The 18,461-nt window shown below is 64.7% G+C and carries 21 protein-coding genes and 1 pseudogene; 10 read left to right on the forward strand and 12 right to left on the reverse strand.

The genetic code is table 11. From position 1 onward, the window contains the following. The first annotated feature begins 97 nt into the window (after positions 1-97). From KMAL_RS13720 to KMAL_RS13730, 3 genes are all read left to right on the forward strand, one after another. Positions 98-739: a 2OG-Fe(II) oxygenase family protein gene (locus KMAL_RS13720; protein ID WP_110096193.1), complete on the forward strand. Its 642-nt coding sequence runs from the start codon at positions 98-100 to the stop codon at positions 737-739. Positions 740-865: 126 nt separating this feature from the next. Next, complete coding sequence (locus tag KMAL_RS13725; protein ID WP_110096194.1) at positions 866-1,165, forward strand: hypothetical protein; 300 nt, start codon at positions 866-868, stop codon at positions 1,163-1,165. A 60-nt stretch (positions 1,166-1,225) separates the two neighbouring features. Then, a complete protein-coding gene (locus KMAL_RS13730) occupies positions 1,226-1,738 on the forward strand; it encodes a Spy/CpxP family protein refolding chaperone (protein WP_110096195.1) in 513 nt (170 codons plus the stop codon). A 225-nt stretch (positions 1,739-1,963) separates the two neighbouring features. Here KMAL_RS13730 and zwf read toward each other — a convergent pair whose 3' ends face one another. Continuing rightward, positions 1,964-3,514 (reverse strand): glucose-6-phosphate dehydrogenase, encoded by a 1,551-nt coding sequence (zwf, locus tag KMAL_RS13735; protein WP_110096196.1) that lies wholly within the window; start codon positions 3,512-3,514, stop codon positions 1,964-1,966. Between the two features lie 387 nt (positions 3,515-3,901). Here zwf and KMAL_RS13740 point away from each other — a divergent pair, with 387 nt between their 5' ends. The 6 genes from KMAL_RS13740 (at position 3,902) to KMAL_RS13765 (ending at position 9,506) form a co-directional block, all read left to right on the forward strand. Next, a complete protein-coding gene (locus KMAL_RS13740; RefSeq protein ID WP_110096197.1) occupies positions 3,902-4,933 on the forward strand; it encodes an aspartate-semialdehyde dehydrogenase in 1,032 nt (343 codons plus the stop codon). A gap of 251 nt (positions 4,934-5,184) precedes the next feature. Beyond that, entirely contained in the window at positions 5,185-5,577 is a 393-nt protein-coding gene (gene sdhC / locus KMAL_RS13745; protein WP_227744617.1) for a succinate dehydrogenase, cytochrome b556 subunit, read from the forward strand. A gap of 1 nt (position 5,578) precedes the next feature. Continuing rightward, positions 5,579-6,007 (forward strand): succinate dehydrogenase, hydrophobic membrane anchor protein, encoded by a 429-nt coding sequence (sdhD, locus tag KMAL_RS13750; RefSeq protein ID WP_110096199.1) that lies wholly within the window; start codon positions 5,579-5,581, stop codon positions 6,005-6,007. A gap of 100 nt (positions 6,008-6,107) precedes the next feature. Beyond that, the gene (sdhA, locus tag KMAL_RS13755; RefSeq protein ID WP_110096200.1) at positions 6,108-7,919 is read left to right on the forward strand and encodes a succinate dehydrogenase flavoprotein subunit; all 1,812 of its coding nucleotides are present in this window, start codon (positions 6,108-6,110) and stop codon (positions 7,917-7,919) included. Between the two features lie 26 nt (positions 7,920-7,945). Continuing rightward, positions 7,946-8,728, forward strand: coding sequence for a succinate dehydrogenase iron-sulfur subunit (locus KMAL_RS13760; protein ID WP_110096201.1), 783 nt, complete (start codon positions 7,946-7,948; stop codon positions 8,726-8,728). Positions 8,729-8,843: 115 nt separating this feature from the next. Then, a complete protein-coding gene (locus KMAL_RS13765) occupies positions 8,844-9,506 on the forward strand; it encodes a tyrosine-protein phosphatase (RefSeq protein ID WP_110096202.1) in 663 nt (220 codons plus the stop codon). 5 nt (positions 9,507-9,511) lie between these two features. Here the strand turns inward: KMAL_RS13765 and KMAL_RS13770 are convergent, their stop codons facing one another. The 5 genes from KMAL_RS13770 to KMAL_RS13790 form a co-directional block, all read right to left on the reverse strand. Then, positions 9,512-9,997 (reverse strand): helix-turn-helix domain-containing protein, encoded by a 486-nt coding sequence (locus KMAL_RS13770; protein WP_110096203.1) that lies wholly within the window; start codon positions 9,995-9,997, stop codon positions 9,512-9,514. A 307-nt stretch (positions 9,998-10,304) separates the two neighbouring features. Then, entirely contained in the window at positions 10,305-11,900 is a 1,596-nt protein-coding gene (gene lnt / locus KMAL_RS13775; protein ID WP_110096204.1) for an apolipoprotein N-acyltransferase, read from the reverse strand. A 42-nt stretch (positions 11,901-11,942) separates the two neighbouring features. Continuing rightward, positions 11,943-12,788 (reverse strand): GNAT family N-acetyltransferase, encoded by an 846-nt coding sequence (locus tag KMAL_RS13780; RefSeq protein ID WP_110096205.1) that lies wholly within the window; start codon positions 12,786-12,788, stop codon positions 11,943-11,945. Next, the gene (locus tag KMAL_RS13785) at positions 12,785-13,255 is read right to left on the reverse strand and encodes a Fur family transcriptional regulator (RefSeq protein ID WP_408887929.1); all 471 of its coding nucleotides are present in this window, start codon (positions 13,253-13,255) and stop codon (positions 12,785-12,787) included. The genes KMAL_RS13780 and KMAL_RS13785 overlap by 4 nt, the downstream gene beginning before the upstream one ends. A gap of 74 nt (positions 13,256-13,329) precedes the next feature. Beyond that, complete coding sequence (locus tag KMAL_RS13790; RefSeq protein ID WP_110096207.1) at positions 13,330-13,746, reverse strand: MucR family transcriptional regulator; 417 nt, start codon at positions 13,744-13,746, stop codon at positions 13,330-13,332. A gap of 90 nt (positions 13,747-13,836) precedes the next feature. Here KMAL_RS13790 and KMAL_RS13795 point away from each other — a divergent pair, with 90 nt between their 5' ends. Then, positions 13,837-14,082, forward strand: coding sequence for a sulfurtransferase TusA family protein (locus KMAL_RS13795; protein ID WP_110096208.1), 246 nt, complete (start codon positions 13,837-13,839; stop codon positions 14,080-14,082). 5 nt (positions 14,083-14,087) lie between these two features. Here the strand turns inward: KMAL_RS13795 and rimI are convergent, their stop codons facing one another. The 6 genes and pseudogenes from rimI to KMAL_RS13825 form a co-directional block, all read right to left on the reverse strand. Beyond that, the gene (rimI, locus tag KMAL_RS13800) at positions 14,088-14,588 is read right to left on the reverse strand and encodes a ribosomal protein S18-alanine N-acetyltransferase (protein WP_110096209.1); all 501 of its coding nucleotides are present in this window, start codon (positions 14,586-14,588) and stop codon (positions 14,088-14,090) included. Further along, positions 14,585-15,316 (reverse strand): tRNA (adenosine(37)-N6)-threonylcarbamoyltransferase complex dimerization subunit type 1 TsaB, encoded by a 732-nt coding sequence (tsaB, locus tag KMAL_RS13805; protein WP_110096210.1) that lies wholly within the window; start codon positions 15,314-15,316, stop codon positions 14,585-14,587. Before tsaB ends, rimI begins: the two co-directional genes overlap by 4 nt. A 3-nt stretch (positions 15,317-15,319) precedes the next feature. Then, positions 15,320-15,904 carry a malonic semialdehyde reductase gene (locus KMAL_RS13810; RefSeq protein WP_110096211.1) on the reverse strand — a complete coding sequence of 195 codons (585 nt, stop codon included), beginning with the start codon at positions 15,902-15,904 and terminating at the stop codon, positions 15,320-15,322. Between the two features lie 22 nt (positions 15,905-15,926). Continuing rightward, positions 15,927-16,490 (reverse strand): NifU family protein, encoded by a 564-nt coding sequence (locus KMAL_RS13815; protein WP_110096212.1) that lies wholly within the window; start codon positions 16,488-16,490, stop codon positions 15,927-15,929. A gap of 148 nt (positions 16,491-16,638) precedes the next feature. Beyond that, positions 16,639-18,027, reverse strand: coding sequence for an ATP-binding protein (locus KMAL_RS13820; RefSeq protein ID WP_110096213.1), 1,389 nt, complete (start codon positions 18,025-18,027; stop codon positions 16,639-16,641). 185 nt (positions 18,028-18,212) lie between these two features. Then, positions 18,213-18,347 (reverse strand): annotated as a pseudogene (locus tag KMAL_RS13825) (helix-turn-helix domain-containing protein); the annotation flags it as partial. Positions 18,348-18,461 lie beyond the last annotated feature (114 nt).

The raw sequence follows: 18,461 nt of genomic DNA on the forward strand, positions 1-18,461 counted from the left end.
CCCCCCGTCCCGCCCGCCCGCGCGCATGGCCTTGCGGGGGGCGGCGCGGCCCCCTAATCTTGGGCGCGCACCCTCTGTCGTGGCCCTACAGGATCGCATGACCATACCCATCATTCCCGACTATGCCGCGCTGGAAAACGCCGCTGTCGCCACCGATCCGTTCCCCCATGCCATCGTGCCCCATTTCATCGGGGCGCAGGACCTGCGCGCGGCGGTCGCCTCCCTGCCGGTCTTCACCGCCGGGGGGTCCTATCCGCCAAGCGCGCTGCGCCTGTCGCCGCTGATCCGCGACCTTGTCACGGAACTGGAGGGGCCACGGCTGCGCGACATCATCGCGGCGAAATTCGGGCTGGACCTGCATGACGCGCCGACCATGCTGACCCTGCGCGGGCGCACGCGCGCGCAGGACGGGCGCATCCACCGCGATTCGGCGTGCAAGCGGGTGACCGTGCTGCTCTACCTCAATGTGGACGACACGGCATGGACCCGGCACGAAGGCTGCCTGCGGCTGCTGCGGGGGGAACATGACATCGAGGACTACACCACCGAGGTCGCGCCCGTGAACGGGACGCTGCTGGTCTTTCCCAACGGCACGAACACCTGGCACGGGCACCGCCGCTATGTCGGCGTGCGCAACACCATACAGCTCAACTACATGACCAACGATTCGCGCGCGCGCGGCGAACTGCGCCGCCACCGCCTGTCGGCACTGACGAAACGCCTCAGGATTGCGGCATGACTGGGGCCGCGACGGTCATGATTTCGACATGGCGCGCGCTATGATGGTGGCTGCTTAACGGCCATGACCGGTTGGCGTATCATCCGCCTCTTCCTTTTAACGCACCATTGGACAAGGGCCCTCGCATTGAAGCGGTTTTCACGATTTCCCAAGTTCCTTGCCGTCGCGGGCGCAGCACTGACGCTGGCGACCGCCACCCTGCCCGTCGCCTCCGCCGTGGCGCAGCCATGGGGTGGACGGGGCGGCCCGCCCCCGCCGCGCGGTGGCTGGCATGGCGATCGCGGCCACCGTGGCGGCGGCGCAGGCCTTGCCGTTGGCAGCGGCATCGCGGGCCTTGCGATCGGCACGATGCTCGGCAGCACGCTGGCGGACCGCGCGGTCGCCCCGCCGCCGTCCTATTATTCCCCTTATGGTTACGGGTACTGAAACCGGGTCGTCCGACACCGCGTTTCCCGCCCGCCCGAACAGATCTGAAGGTATCCAGTCATGAGTTTCCGCCGTATCCTTCCTGCCGCCGCCCTCCTCATGCTGCCGGGCATGGCCATGGCCGCCGTCCCCCCGACACAGGCCGCGCCGGCCGCCGCGACGGCACCGCTTGCGCATACGCCGCACGATCCCTCGCCCGAGCAGCTTGAGGAGCACATCACCGCCCTGCACACGCAGCTGCACATCACCAAGGCGCAGGAAAAGCTGTGGGCGCCGTTCGCGCAGGACATGCGCGACAATGCCAGCCGCCTGCATGACGCGATCGAAAAGCGCCGCACCGACCTGCCGACGATGAGTGCCACGGACAACATGCAGTCCTATGCAGCCCTCGTCGCACAGCGCGCGCAGGACATGCAGACGCTCAACCAGGCGTTCACGCCGCTCTATGCCGCGTTCTCCAAGAAGCAGAAGAAGAACGCCGACGCCCTGTTCCGCCAGGGGGATGAGGAACATGCCGAGCGTCAGGGCGACGCCGGACAGGCCGCAGCAACCGACAGCGCCGCCGCGAAATAAGGCACGCCAGGAACAAATCCTGATGGGGGCGTGGCCAGAAATGGCCACGCCCTTTTTCATTGCGGGGTGGAAGAATCCCGGGCATGTCATGGTTTCCAAAGGGCAATGCCCTTTGGCGGGTTTCAGGGCAGAGCCCTGAGGAGGCATTGCCTGTTTTCAAAAAGGCTTCGTGCGTCTGAATCTTTCTGAAAAAAAGCTTCACCAAAAACTTCCGATCCCTATCTGTCAGACACCATCGAGCGGGTACCACGCCCGCCCGTCACGTTCGAGCAGTTCGTCCGCGCCCTTCGGCCCGGTCGCCCCGGCGGGGTAGAGTTCCAGCCCGTCCGCGTTGCCTGCCCATGCCTTCAGCACGGGATCGACGGCGCGCCACGCGGCCTCGATATTATCCGCGCGCTGGAACAGGGTCGCATCCCCCGTCAGGCAGTCGTACAGCAGCGTTTCATACCCGACATTGGGCGACTGCGCGAAGACATCCCCGTAACGGAAGCGCACCTGCACTTCGGCAAGGTCCATCTTCGGCCCCGGCCGCTTGGCCCCCATTTCCACCGTCAGTCCCTGCGCGGGCTGGATGTTGAGGATGATGCGGTTGGGGGGCAGTTCCTGCGTTTCGGTATCGCGGAACATCATCATCGGCGGTTTCTTGAACTGCACCACCACCTCCGTCCGGCGGCCACCCAGCGACTTTCCTGTGCGCAGGTAGAACGGCACCCCGGCCCAGCGCCAGTTATCGACATGCAGCTTCAGCGCGACATAGGTTTCGGTATGGCTGTCGGGGGCGACGCCCGGGCTTTCGCGATAGGCGATGACGGGCTTGCCCTCCACCGTGCCCGCGCCATACTGCCCGCGCACCGCGTCGGTGGGGGCGATGGGGCGCACCGCCTCGAACAACTGTTCCTTGCTGGTGCGCACGGTGTCGGCGGAAAACGAGTTCGGTGGCTCCATCGCCACCATGCCGAACAGCTGGAACAGGTGGTTGGGGATCATGTCGCGCAACGCGCCGGTGGGTTCGTAGAACGCGCCACGCTGCTCCACGCCGATCGTCTCGGCCGCGGTGATCTGCACATGGTCGATGAACTCGTTGCGCCACAGCGGCTCGAACAGGAGGTTGCCAAAGCGCATGGCGAGGATGTTCTGCACCGTTTCCTTCCCGAGGAAGTGGTCGATGCGATAGACTTGGCTTTCGTCGAGCACCGCAAGGATGCGGCGGTTGAGTTCCTGCGCACTCTTCAGGTCCGCGCCGAACGGCTTTTCGATGACCACGCGGCGGAAATGCCCGTCCGCCTGCGTCACCAGCCCGGCCCTGCCCAGCATCTCCACAACGGGGGCGAAGAAACGCGACGATACGGCAAGGTAGAAGATCGCGTTGCCCGGGATCTTTTCACCAAGGGCGCGGACCTGCGCAAGGTCGCCGAAGTCGGCCTGCACATATTCCAGCCGTTCGCACACCCATCCCCATTGGGCCGAATCGATGCTCGGCGCATGGAACTCCGCGTTGGGGTCATGGGTGAAGGACTGCATCATCTCCGTCAGGCCGTCGCGCCACTGCGCGGTGGTGCTGGCGACGCGGTCCACGCCGATGATGCGGAATCCGGGATCGAGGAGGCCGCTGCCGGCCAGGTTGTACAGCGCGGGCATCAGCAGGCGCTTGGTCAGGTCGCCATGCGCGCCAAAGATCACCAGCGTGCAGGCCGGGGCCGGGCGCGCTCCCGCAGGCGCGCGGGATGTCGCAGGGGCCGGCGTGGCGTCAGATGGGGGGGTGTCAGGTAATGACATGGTCCGTGACAGTCCTTTGGCTGTGCTTTTACGCACGGCGGGGCCGCCGGGGGCCGCCCGCGCACGCAAAAATCCGCCCCGGCACGCGCATATGCTGCCGGGCATGCAGATGCCATACCATCATATACGGATGGGCCGCCTTGCGTCTGCTCAAACACTGCCACATCCGCAGGGCGGAGGTGCCGGGCCAGATATGAAAAGCCGGAGGGGACTTCCGGGCAACACATAAAAACATTCGGGAAAAATATCGTGTTGCTTGCACCGCCTGCACGCAGGCTCTACGTGTCGGGACGCTTAGTGGCGCCAGGTGCCACTGTCTGCCAATCCGCGCCGACATCACCCGTTCTTTCGCGGGGGCCGGCGCCTCATGTTTCAGGGGATTATCCAATGGGTTACCGCGTTGCGGTGGTGGGTGCCACCGGCGCCGTCGGGCGTGAAATACTCAAGACACTGGCCGAACGCCAGTTCCCGGTGGACGACATCGTGGCGCTGGCCTCCGCCCGGTCGGCGGGACAGGAAGTGTCATTCGGGGAAAAACGCGTGCTCAAGGTGCGCAATCTCGAACATTTCGACTTCACGGGCTGGGACGTCGCCCTGTTCTCGCCCGGCGGGTCAGTGTCGGCCAAGCATGCCCCGCGCGCGGCAAAGGCCGGGTGCATCGTGATCGACAACACGTCGCACTTCCGCATGGAGCCTGACGTCCCGCTCGTGGTGCCGGAGGTCAATCCCAATGATGTGAAGAAGGCGAAGCGCGGCATCATCGCCAATCCCAACTGCTCCACCATCCAGATGGTCGTGGCGCTCAAGCCGCTGCATGACCTGTTCACGATCCGGCGCGTGGTCGTCGCGACGTACCAGGCCGTCGCCGGCGCAGGCAAGAGCGGGATGGACGAACTGTTCACCCAGACGCGCGGCAGCTTTGTCGGCGACCCGGCCGAAGCGCAGCAGTTCACCAAGCAGATCGCCTTCAACTGCATCCCCCACATCGACCGCTTCATGGATGACGGCGCGACCAAGGAGGAGTGGAAGATGGCGGTGGAGACCCGCAAGATCCTCGACCCCGACATCTCCGTCTTCGCGACATGCGTGCGCGTGCCGGTGTTCATCGGCCATGCCGAGGCCGTCAGCGTGGAATTCGAGGAACCCGTCGACCTTGAGCGCGCCCGCGCGGCACTGCGTGACGCGCCCGGAGTCGTGCTGCATGACAGGCGCGAGGATGGCGGTTACGTCACCCCCGTCGAGGCGGTGGGCGAGGATGCGACCTATGTCTCGCGCCTGCGCATCGACCCGACCGTGCCCAACGGACTCGGCTTCTGGTGCGTGTCCGACAACCTGCGCAAGGGGGCGGCACTGAATGCCGTTCAGATCGCGGAAACAATGATCGCACTTGACCTTCTGGGCCATCACCGGCAGGGCTGAATACATGTCTTTTTGGCGCGGATCTGCCATGCGTCCGCGCCAATGCTTGGATCAATACATTCGGGGCGTCTCTCAACCTCGTGTTCCGGGCCTGCGTTGACCACACCCATCGGGGGGCGTAGGACCGAATGATACAAGGCAACGGAACAAACCGAAGCCATAACAGGGAAATTGACGAGACGACCATGCAGGATGTCCGTGATGCGCTCTATGTAGGGCACCGAAGCGACGGAACTCTGACCAGGCGGCCAATGTCCCCGCACCTCCAGGTCTACCGCTTCCGTCTTTCCATGTTCCTTTCGATCGCGAACCGCGCGGCGGGTGTTGCCGCCGCTGCCGGTTCCGCGCTTGGCATCTGCTGGATCAGCGCTGCCGCAAAGGGACCGAAATCATTTGCCAAGGTCCAGAAAGTGACCGGCCACCCGCTGGGCAAGCTTGCCCTCGCAGGCTGGGCGCTGGCTCTGGTCTATCACTTCGTGGCGGGGATTCGCCACCTGATGTGGGACAGCGGCGCCCGCTTCGACAAGAAGGAAATCAACGAGGACGGCCCCATCGCCGCAGGTGTGACCGTTGGCGTCACGCTGGCACTGGTTGTCAGCATCCTTGGCGTCGCAGCCTGCCGTTCCAAGAAGAGGGCCTCCTGACATGAGTACTTCGCACAAACCGCACATCACCGTCATGCGTTCGCAGCTGTCGCGCGCGCGCGGTCTGGGTTCGGGCAAGAGCGGCGTCGCCCACTGGTGGGCCGAACGCATGTCCGCCGTGGCGCTGGTGCCGCTGTCGGGGTGGTTCGTCATCCAGGTCTTCCGCCTTGCGGGCGCGTCCCAGCCGGAAGTCGCGCAGTGGGGCGGCCGGCCCGTCAACGCCACCATGATGATGGCGCTGGTGATCCTGACCTTCTACCACACGCAGCTGGGCCTGCAGGTCATCATTGATGACTATGTGCATGGCAAGGCGCATGTCCCGGCAAGCCTGCTGATGAAAAGCGTGGTTTTCCTGCTGGGCGTGTTCGGCGCGATTTCCGTTCTGAAGCTGGCGCTTGTCGCGACGCGCGGGCGAATCGCCGCGAACTGACGCGCGCGCCACGCCACCGGCAAGACAGAGACATTCGCGGACTGGCGGTCCGGACAAACCCGCCCGGCAGTCCGAACGAGCATCGGGACACGTCCAAACAATGAATGCGATCACATCCCCAATCCCCGGCAATTACAAGATCGTCGACCACGCCTATGACGTGGTGGTGGTCGGTGCCGGCGGTTCCGGCCTCCGGGCCACACTTGGCATGGGTGCCGCCGGTCTGAAGACCGCCTGCGTCACCAAGGTTTTCCCCACACGCAGCCACACCGTCGCGGCCCAGGGCGGCATCGGTGCGTCGCTTGGCAACATGGCCGAGGACAACTGGCGCTGGCACATGTACGACACCGTCAAGGGGTCGGACTGGCTCGGTGACCAGGACGCCATCGAATATATGTGCCGCGAGGCGGTGCCCGCCGTGCAGGAACTCGAACACATGGGTGTTCCGTTCTCCCGCACCGAGGACGGCAAGATCTACCAGCGTCCGTTCGGCGGGCACATGCGCAACTATGGCGAGGCCCCGGTGCCCCGCGCCTGCGCCGCCGCCGACCGCACGGGCCATGCCATCCTGCACACGCTGTACCAGCAGTGCCTGAAGCATAACGTCGAATTCTTCGTCGAATATTTCGCCATCGACCTGATCATGGACGAAAAGGGCGCGTGCAAGGGCGTCGTCGCCTGGTGCCTTGACGATGGCACGCTGCACCGCTTCCGCGCGCAGATGGTCGTGCTGGCGACGGGCGGCTATGGTCGCGCCTACCACTCCTGCACCTCTGCCCATACCTGCACCGGCGACGGTGGCGGCATGGCGGTGCGCGCGGGCATCCCGCTGCAGGACATGGAATTCGTGCAGTTCCATCCCACCGGCATCTTCCCCGCCGGCTGCCTGCTGACCGAAGGGTGCCGTGGCGAAGGCGGCTACCTGACCAATTCCGAAGGCGAGCGGTTCATGGAACGCTATGCGCCGACGGCCAAGGACCTCGCTTCGCGCGATGTGGTCTCGCGCGCCATGACGATCGAGATCAACGAAGGGCGCGGCTGTGGCCCGAACAAGGACTACATGCTGCTGCACCTTGAGCATCTTGGCGCGGACCTGCTGCATGAACGCCTGCCGGGCATTTCGGAAACGGCCCGCATCTTCGCCGGTGTGGACGTGACGAAGGAACCGGTGCCGGTCCTGCCGACGGTGCATTACAACATGGGCGGCATCCCCACCAATTACCATGGCGAGGTCATCCGCCCCACCGCCGACGATGTCGATGCGGTCGTGCCCGGCCTGATGGCCGTGGGCGAGGCGGCCTGCGTATCGGTGCATGGCGCGAACCGCCTGGGCACGAACTCCCTGCTTGACCTGGTGGTGTTCGGCCGTGCCGCGGCACAGCGCGCGGCCCAGATCATCAAGAGCGCGGAAACCATCCCGCCGCTGCCCCCCGGCGCAGGTGACAAGGCGATCGAGCGTTTCGACCGCCTGCGCAACTCCAAGGGCAAGACCCATGTGTCGGCGATGCGCGCCAACCTGCAGCGCACGATGCAGAAGCATGCCGCCGTGTTCCGCAACACCAAGAGCCTGGCCGAAGGTGTGGAAAAGATCGCGCAGATCTGGAAGGAAGTGGACGACATCTCCATCTCCGACCGTTCGCTGATCTGGAACAGCGACCTGATGGAAGCGCTGGAGTTCGAAAACCTGCTCGCCAACGCCACCGTCACGATGGCCGGGGCCGAAGCACGTCACGAAAGCCGCGGCGCGCAGGCGCATGACGACTATCCCGATCGTGACGACAAGAACTGGATGAAGCACACCGTCGCCCACATGGACGACAAGGGTGGGGTCACGCTGACCTATCGCCCCGTGCACATGAAGACGCTGACCGATGACGTTCAGGTCTTCCCCCCCAAGAAACGCGTCTACTGAGCGCGCGGCGGAAAGGGAACGAGACGATGGTCGAATTCAAACTGCCAAGAAACAGCACGGTGGGCACGGGGCGGACATTCACCGCCCCCCCCGGTGCGACGAACGTCAAGTCATTCCGGATCTATCGCTGGAGCCCGGATAACAACGACAACCCCGTGATCGATACGTACGAGATCGATCTGGACCGTATCGGCCCGATGGTCCTTGATGCGCTGATCCACATCAAGAACGACATCGACCCCACCCTGACCTTCCGGCGCTCCTGCCGCGAGGGGATCTGCGGGTCGTGCGCGATGAACATCGCGGGCGAAAACACGCTGGCGTGCCTCAAGCCGATCCGCGACCTGCAGGGCGACGTGGCGATCTATCCGCTGCCGCACATGCCGATCGTCAAGGACCTGGTGCCCAACCTTGACGGGGCCTATGCGCAGCTGCGCTCCATCGACCCGTGGCTGAAGTCCGACACGCTGCCGCCGCCCGACAGCGAACGCCTGCAGAGCATCGAGGAACGCGCCGAACTCGATGGCATGTGGGAATGCATCCTGTGCTTCTGCTGCTCCACCTCGTGCCCGTCGTACTGGTGGAACGGGGATCGCTACCTCGGCCCGGCCACGCTGCTTGCGGCGTATCGCTGGATTGCCGACAGCCGCGACGAATATGCGGGTGAGCGCCTCGACGCGCTGGAAGACCCGATGAAGCTGTATGCCTGCCGCACGATCATGAACTGCACCCAGACCTGCCCCAAGGGCCTGAACCCGGCGAAAGCCATCGGGCGCCTGAAGGAACTCCAGATGGAACGCAAGGGCTGATCCCCCGAAAGATGGTCCAACGGCGCATGACAGCCGTGACGGATTGACGAACGAAGCGCCGGATGGGACATATCCGGCGCTTTTTTCGTCTCTGCACCCATGAAAGGATGCGCCCGTGTTCGATGGAACCCTGTCCAGCGCGTCAGGGCGTGGACGCGCCTGGATCGACAGCCTGTTCGTCGATCATGCGATCCTGCGCATGACATGGACGAACTTCCGCACCGTCATCCCCGGCCGGGTCTATCGCTGCAACCATCCCACGCCATGGCGCCTGACGATGGCGACGCGGCGGCTGCACCTCAAGACACTGGTCAACCTGCGTGGCCACCGGCAGTGCGGCTCCGACGCGCTGTCGCGTGACGCGGCGCACCGACTGGGGCTGCGGCATATCGACATGGCGTTCGAAAGCCGCAACGCCCCGCACCGCGACCGGATCGAACGGTTCGAGAAGATCTACCGCTCGCTCACCTTCCCCATGCTGATGCACTGCAAGTCGGGGGCGGACCGCACCGGGCTTGCCGCGGGACTCGTGCTGCTGTTCGAAGGGGGCACGGCACGCGACGCGCTGCGCCAGCTTTCATGGAAGAACGGGCATTTCAACAGTTCGCGCACCGGCGTGCTCGACGCGTTCTTCCTGCGCTACCAGGCGGAAGCGGAAGGACGCATCCCGTTCATGCAATGGGTGCGCACCGAATATGACGAAGACCGCCTGCGCCGCGATTTCCGCGCAGGGAAAATCGCGGCCTTCCTCAATGACAGCATACTGCGCCGCGAATAGGGGTCTCAGGCCGTCGTTGCCATCGAACGCACGAGGTCAAGGACGCGCCTGCGCACCGCAGGATCGCTGATGCGGTAATAGGACCTCACAAGGTCGATCGTCTCGCGCCGCGACAGCAGCGCAAGTTCGTTGCTGGCGAACCGGTCTTCCCCTGCCTCCGGCTGGGCCGGTGCTGGTACGCCACCAAAGGCGCCGCGTGCCTCGGCAAACGATGCAACGGGTACGGACGGTGCCTGCGGGGTGGCGGCCTCGTCCGGCATGCCATCGAAAAAGAATGCGATCGGCACGTCGAGAACCCGCGCCAGATCATACAGGCGCGACGCACCGACACGGTTGGCGCCACGTTCATATTTCTGCACCTGCTGGAATGTCAGCCCCAGCGCCGTGCCCAGGCGTTCCTGCGACATGCCGAGCAACGTCCGGCGCAGCCGGATCCGACTGCCCACATACACATCAACGGGACTGGGGGTACTAGACAGCTTGCTATTCACTACAGATGCCCTATGCCAGAAATATGATTTTCTGATAAATCATCACTTAGTTATATATTAAACAAAACAGTTATAGGATTCATTATTAACCTTTTGTAAAGGGTGAAATTATACCTTTGCTGCGATAAGGGGAATAATACCTTATAATTCAGCCTGTTAGGCTGCCGCATAAAAGGTACGTTTTTGGTACCTTTTTGTTGCAGTCTGTTTCAGTATCCAATAGATCGGATTTTTACAGATTGTCAGGCGTGGCGATCTTAACGGCACGCGTTGCGAATCGTTCCTGAATGCATATGTTACAGGTATGTCAGGAACGCCCCGGTGCCGCCCTGTTACGCCATCCGGCCACCAGACCGGCCCCCAGCAGCCCGAACGCCAGCAGCACCGGGACCGTCCGGCCCCAGCGGGCGAAGAATGGCGGTGACAACGCATCGGGCATTGCCCGGACGATCACACCCGTCCGGTCCCATCCCAACCGCGCCACCTCATGCCCGTACCCATCGAATATGGCGGAAATGCCGGTATTCGCGGCCCGTGCAACAGGCAGTCCTTCCTCCACCGCGCGCATCCTGACCGCCGCCAGATGCTGGCGCGGACCGGCGCTGTCCCCATACCACCCGTCATTGGTGCTGTTGAGCAGCCATGCCGGCCGGTCATGCGCATCGACCGTCTGACCTGAAAAAATGACCTCGTAGCAGATCAGCGGCCCAACCGGGGCGATGCCCGGCACATGCCATGTGCGCACGCCGCCCCCCGCCGCCATGCCATCCCCCGGAACCACGTGAAAAGGCAGCAGGGCGGGTTGGTATTCCCCGAACGGCACCAGGTGCGATTTGTCATACACGCCGCCCACCTGCCCATCAGGGGGCAGCAGGACGGCCATGCTGTTGCGCCAGCGGTCCTGCTCATCCTGCCGCAGGGTACCAATCACGCCGGCAACAGCTCCCCGTCCGGCCTGCATGATCATGCGCCGGGCGATCGCGTCCTCCAGCAGCAGGCCGGGAAATGCGGATTCCGGCCAGGCGAAGACAACGGGCCGTCCCTGCGTTCCCTGCGTTCCCTGCGTTCCCTGCGTTCCCTGCGACAGCGCCTGTCCCACGCCATCATGGGTCAGGGCAAGGTAGCGGCGGAAAATCGCAACATCCTCGTTCCCCGCCATCTTTTCCGCTTCGGGCACATTCCCCTGCACCAGCACGACCACGGGATTGGGCCGCGCATCATGCCCCTGCCTTGCGGGGAAGGAGAGACGGGCCGTCCCAACGCCAGCCCACAGCAGCAGCGTGGCGGCAATGGCCATCCATCCCCGCCGCCCCCACAGGGGCGCAAGCGCCAGCACCATCGTCAGCAGGGTCAGGCCATCAACCCCGATCCATGCCGCGGGCTGGATCATCACATCGCCCGCCCGGCCGGGGAATTCCCAGATGCTGCCCGGTGGGTTCCATGGAAAACCGCTGAAGATGAAGACACGCATCATATCGGCCAGCGTCCATGTCGCCGCCAGCACAAGGCCGCGCGCCATGCCTGCGGGCACAAGACGCGACAGCGCGGCGGGAATCGCGGTGGTCGGCGTCAGAATCAGCGCACACCCCGGCGAGGCCAGCGGCACCAGCCACCAGAACGCATCGGCACGCAGCATGATCGCATCGGTCAGCCAGTACAGCCCTGCCGTATGCATCCCCAACCCGAACATGAACCCGCGCCGCGCCGCCACGCGCCAGTCAGGGGCGGCGTCGATCATGCGCATCAGGATCGGGAAACACAGGGCCATTACCGGCACAAGATGGACCGGCGGCAACGCCAGCGCCCCCAGCGCCCCGACCAGCAGCATCGCAATATCCGCGCGCCAGCCCGCAAGGCCGGGCAACGCATCATGCCATGTGCGCAAAATGACAGGAAATTTCATTCCGGTGCAGCAACAGGCAGGAAAACGCCCGACCGCCGCGTATCAGTCAAGGGCGTCACGCAGGCGACGTTCATAATGGCGGTAATATTTGTCCGCCAGCAGTTCGCTTTTGACCAGCACCGCGACATCCGTCGTATTGAACTGCGTGTCGATCACCGCACCATCGCCCACATAGCCCCCCAGCCGCAGGTAGCCCTTGATCAGGGGCGGCAGGCGGGCAAGGCAGCGACGGTGGTCAAGCGCCTGCGGATCACGGCGCAGCATCTCCACCCGCCGTTCGGGCAGCGCACGCACGCGCAGCGCAGGCGGGGCAAGGTGGTTGTGATAGAGGTAGGTCAGTTCGTTGCTCAGCGGTTCGGGGTCCGTCCCCGGCAGGCTGGCGCACCCGAACAGCACGTCGATGCGGTGCAGGAAGATGTAGGATGCAATCCCGCGCCACAGCAACTGCATCGCGGCACGCCCGCGATAGGCCTGGTCCACGCAGGACCGCCCGACCTCCAGCAACCGGCCGGGGAATTCCGTCAGTGGCGAAATGTCATATTCGCTCGACGAATAGAAACGTCCCAGCTTTTCCGCCGCCTCGCCCTGCATCAGGCGATAGGTGCCCACGACCCCCTTCGCGCCGGAGGAAATCGCATGGTCGATCACCAGCAGGTGGTCGGCATAGTCATCGAATTCGTCAATATCACGCCGCAGCCGTCGCGTCCGTTCGTCAGGCTGGGCGCCCATTTCCTCGTAAAACACGCGATAGCGCAGGGCCTGGGCGGCGTCGCGTTCCTCATCCGTGCAGGCGATCCGCACACCAAGGTTGCCGCCACGCAGTTCGGGAAAGCCGTTGCGCTCCAGATCCAGCGTGGACAGGGAGTGCATGATTTTCTCGGCGCTCATCGTTTTGACCTGCCTCCCGTGCGTGCCGGCGGTGTCGCGGCGGTATCCTTCCCGGCATCGGCGGGCCGCCGGCGCGCGAAAAGTTCCAGCCGGTGGGACACCAGGTCGAATCCAAGGTCACGCGCGATGCGACGGATAAGCTCCGCATGCTCCTTGTCCTCGAACTCGATCACTTTTCCGGTCTCGACATCGATCAGGTGATAATGGTCGCCTTCCTCGGTCGCTTCGTAACGGGCGCGGCCGCCGCCGAAATCGCGGCGTTCAAGGATGCCCTTTTCTTCCAGCAGGCGCACGGTGCGATAGACCGTGGCCACCGAAATACGAGAATCCAGCTGCGCCGCGCGGCGGTACAGCTCCTCCACGTCGGGATGGTCCTGCGCTTCCGACAGGACGCGTGCGATGACCCGCCGCTGCCCCGTCATTTTCAGGCCCCGCTCGATACACATGCGCCCGATGCGCGATTCCATTACATCACTACCTGCTGCCATGGTTACAGGCGTAGCCCATCATCAGATCGATTGTCCAACGACACCGTCATCCTTCACGCCTGGTCCCCACCCCGATCCTTGGTCCCGAGGCCGATCTTGCGTGCAAGCTTGGAGCGGTGGCTGGCATAGCTGGGCGCGACCATGGGATAATCGTGCGGCAGGCCCCAGCGTTCGCGATATTCTTCCGGCGTCATGTTATAGGCCGTCTTGAGGTGACGCTTGAGCATCTTCAGTTTCTTCCCGTCCTCAAGGCAGACGATGTAGTCGGGGAAGACCGATTTTTTCAGCGGCACCGCCGGAACCGGTTTTTCAGGTGCGGCCTCGACCTTGCCGAGCGAGGACATCGTTTCATATACCTGATGAATCAGATCCGGCAGGGTTTCGGCATCGAGCGTATTGCGTGCAACATAGGCGGACACGATTTCGGCGGTCAGTTCCCGCAATTCCACATCCGCTGTTTCGTCAGCCATCAACTTGGTCCTGTCAGTAGAAATACATGTGTCTTATATAAATAATCCTCACAAGACCGCAACCATACTCATGAAAGAATGTCAGGTAACATGACTGGTATTGATGCTGAGGAAATAGATATCACCCGCGATGTCTGTCCCATGACATTCGTACGCACGCGACTTGCACTCGACCGCCTGCCGCCGGGGGGACGATTACAGGTGCGCCTGCGCGGGGAGGAACCGCTGAACAATGTCCGCCGCAATGCCGAACTGCTTGGCCACAGGGTTGCCATGCACGAGGCACAGGCCGACGGCCTGACCCATGTCCTGCTGATCATCAAAAAAATGTCATAACCACGCTACCCGCCCGACTCCCTGTCCGGCGGTGGCGTCACCTCCCGCGCCATGACCCGCGCGTCGGACCCGTCGGGATAGTAGCCACGACGGCGTCCCACCTCCTCAAAGCCCGCGTCGCGATACAGTCCCCATGCGGCGGCATTCCCCACGCCCACCTCCAGGAACAGGCGCGCGATTCCCTGCTGCGCCGCCATGTCGGCCATCCATGCCAGCAATGCACGCGCCAACCCGCGTCGCCGGAAGGCCGGGTCCACCGCCAGCGTGAGGATTTCCGCCTCGTCAAGGACGGCGCGCACCATGATGAACCCTGCCACCACCTGCCGCCCGCCGGCGGGCGCCATGGCCACGCCAAGCGCGACACCGGGCATCGCAAGCACGGTGCCAAGCGCCGGGACATCCCATTGCTGGTCCGGTGTGAAAGAGGCCGCATGGATCCGCGCCAGCAGCGGCAGGTCCGCCATCGCGGCGGGCATGGCCGTCACCGGCCCCGTGGCGGCGTTCATGCCCCGTCGTCGGCCCTGCGTGGCGGGGGGCGCAGGCCCGCCGCGGGCAGCTTTGCCTCCGGCGGGTCGACATACAGCGGCAGCACCGCGCGCGGCGCCAGCACACCGTCACGTCGCAGCAGCGCCACGCGGGCAATGGCGCAGGCATCCGGGCGGGAGAATGCGACGACATGCACGTCCGAACGCCCCCCCGCGCAGGCGGCGGCCACATCGGCGGCGGCATTGCCCCCCAGCAGCAGCGGGCCGGGTGGCAGGGCGGCGGGATCATCGAGCATCACTGCACGGACCTCCCCTTCCCGCTCCCCATCCCGCGCCGGAATGGATTCGACAAAGGCCCGCCCGCGCCGCGCGACGGAACAGCACAGCACCCGCGTTCCCGGCACGGACACCTGCGCGCGCAGCGTATCGGCCAGCGCCTCGCCCGTCGTGACGCCCACGACATCGCATCCCAGCCCCAGCGCCACGCCCTGCGCAAACGCGACGGAGGCACGCAGGCCGGTGAACGATCCCGGCCCGACCACCACGGCCACCATGTCCAGCATCGACATTGTCCAGCCACACTCGGCCATCAGGTCCCGCGCCAGCAGGGGGAACCCCTCCGAACCGCCACGACCCTCGGCCTCATGCTGATGTTCGCTGACGCAGCCTTCGGGCGTGATGCGCACGCACGCCACCAGCGCGCGCGCCTGCGCCCCGGCCTGCGCGCCATCAAGGACCAGCACCCGCATGCGTCAGGCCATCACGCAGGCATCATCGAAACCAAGGCGCGGGGCGCGCGGCGTATCGAACGCATGGTCGGCATAGCCAAGGCTGACGAGGAAATTGGCCCGCCAGCCATGGGCATGCAGGAATGTTTCCTCCACCATCATCGCGTCGAACCCCGACATCGGCAGCGCATCCAGCCCCAGCGCGCGGGCCGCCATGATCAGGTAAGCCCCCTGCAGCGTGCTGTTGCGCATGGCTGTCTCCTCCGCCAAGCCGACATCGGCCGCGAACCACGACCGCACCCCCGGTTCGGGGTTGAGGACATCCATGCGCTCGAAGAACAGCGGGTCCCACGCCACGATCACCGTGACCGGCGCGCTCATCACGCGTGCGACGTTGCCGTCGGACAGGGCGGGACGCAGGCGTTCGCGGCTGTCCTGCGTACGCAGGAAGACGAAACGCGCGGGGCAGCAGTTGCCCGATGTCGGGCCCAGCCGCACCAGGTCATACAACTGGTGCAGCGTCTCCTCCGTTACGGGACTTTCGTTCCATGCCGCAGGCGTCCGCGCGGCACGGAACAGGATATCCAGCCCGGCATCATCAAGAACCATGAAACTTTCCCACCCCGGCGTATCAGGCTTCGACCTGTTCGACCGATACCACTTCGGGGACGTAATGGCGCAGCATGTTTTCCACCCCATGCTTCAGCGTCGCGCGCGACGAGGGGCAGCCCGAACACGCGCCCTGCATCGTCAGGCGCACGATCCCGTCGCGATAGCCGCGAAAGACGATGTCCCCGCCATCGCCAGCCACGGCAGGACGCACGCGCGTATCCAGCAGTTCCTTGATCTGCTTGACGATCTCCTCGTCACCCGGCGCGATGGCGTCCTCGATGACCACGGCTTCCTGCTCCACGGGTGCCTGCCCGGTGGCAAGGTAGTCGGCGATGGCGGACAGCACCTGCGGCTTCAGGTCGTCCCAGTCCACCGCGTCGGCCTTGGTCACGGCCACGAAATCGCCACCGAAAAACACCCGTGATACGCCTTCGAGGTCAAACAGGACCTCCGCCAGGCGGGAACGGCCCGCCACCGAATCCGCATCGATGAAGTCCGCCGTCGCGCCGTTAGGCATGATCTCGCGCCCGGGCAGGAACTTCAGGGTGGCGGGATTGGGGGTGTCTTCGGTTTCTATGAACATGCTGCGGTCTTTCCCGACAGATAGAGGAAGGCGGATATCTTTGGTCCTGTTAGCATCCACATGTGCCGTGGTCCACGCCCGCACAACCCCCGGTACTGCGATAAACGCCCTTTACCCCCCTTCCGGCGGGTCATGGCTGTGCCTGCCCTCAGGACGCCACCACCTTGCGCTCTGTCGTCGGGGGCGCAGCCTGTCGCGCGCGTGGCAGGATGATTTCCGCGCACAGGCCGCCACTGTCACGGTTGTACAGCCGCAGGCTCCCGCCCTCGCGCATGATTTCGCGGGTGACGATCGCAAGGCCCAGCCCCATGCCGCCGGTGGCGCGCGAACGTGATCCCTCCACGCGGTAGAACGGGGTGGAAACCCGCGACAACTCCGCTTCCGGCAGGCCCGGCCCGTCATCCTCCACCCGGATGCGGATGCTGTGCGCCTCCACCTGCAGCACGACATGCGCGTTGCCCCCGTAATTCAGGGCATTGTCGATCAGGTTGCCAATCACCCGCTTCATCGCCAGCGGCCGCACCACCGCCAGCGCCTGATGTGGCCCCTCATAGGTGACGGGCCTGCCCTGGTCCGCATCATCATCGACGCGCGTCGCGATGATGGAGGCAAGGTTGACCGAACGCGCCGGTTCGGGATCGTTCTCCCCCGCCAGATAGGCAAGGACGCCTGCGATCATGGCCTCCATCTCGGTCACGTCGGCCTCGATTTCCGCCTGCGCCGCCGCGTCCTCCAGGAATCCCGCCCGCAACCGCAGGCGCGCCAGTGGCGTGCGCAGGTCATGCGACACGGCGGCCAGCGCCTCCGTCCGGTCGGCGATCAGGCGGCCGATACGCTCCTGCATCGCGTTGATGGCGCGCGCAAGGTAGCGGACCTCCCTCGGCCCCTTGTCCTCCAGCGGGACCCAGCGGCCCGACCCCACCGTATCGGCCACCTGCGCCAGCGCACGCAACGGCATGCTGAGCGCGCGCACCAGCATGCCCGCCGCCAGCAGCACCGCGCCGGCCAGCACGGCGGCGGAGACGATACCCCGGCGCATATGGTGCGGCTGCAGCAGGTCCGGCGCGCTGAACCCCATGAAGCTGCCGTCGGGCAGGCGCAGCACGCCACGGATGTCGGATGTGGCGGCCACCGTGCCCGACAGGTTGAGCACATCGCCCTGCAACGCCGGGACACTGCCCGCCACGCGTTCATGCAGGCCCCGCAGCGCGCCGGGTTCGGGGCGGACCACGCCTTCCTGCGCGCTGGTGCGCCAGTCGATGGTCAGGTCAGGCGTGGACAGCATCGCCGCCAGCACCATGCGTTGAGAGGTGGGCGTCGCCGCGAGCACGCGCGCGTCGATGACCAGCCGTTCGCTGACCTGGTCAAGCTGCGCATCGTCGATGGTGTAGGTCTCGGCCTCCTCATAGAAGACCGAACTGCCGACAAAGACGAGCGCCACCGCCGCCAGCAGGACGAACATCACCCGCCCCACCAGTCCGCGTGGCCACAGCGTGATGCGACGTGACGCCGGGGCGTCGGACAGGGCATGCTTCATGCCTGCCGCCCGCTATTGCCCGGAAACTGTTCCAAAAACCCGCCCAAGAAACATCCTGCAAATTTTCAAAGGTTTTTGGCGAAGCTTTTTCCAAAAAGCTTCAAAGAACGCCGCCTTTTTGAAAAAAGGCGGCACCCAAAAACTTTTATTTATTTTATCAATACGTTACCCAGGCACTGTCCTTTTCAGACGCGCTCCACCTCGGACGTGAAGATATAGCCCATGCCCCGCACGGTGCGGATCAGGTTGTCGGCATCCGCGCCCAGCTTGCGCCGAAGGCGGCTGACCAGCACGTCCACGCTGCGGTCTGAGGTGGTCCCGTCCGTTCGGACAGTTTTGCGGGCTTGATAAGCTATACCCGGTTGTTGTTATGCCGCCCTTCTGACGGCGTTGCTGTTGGCCATCTGGTCCGGGGTTAACCCCGGACCAGATGG

The organism is Novacetimonas maltaceti, assembly GCF_002906255.1.
Classification (GTDB): Bacteria; Pseudomonadota; Alphaproteobacteria; order Acetobacterales; family Acetobacteraceae; genus Novacetimonas; species Novacetimonas maltaceti.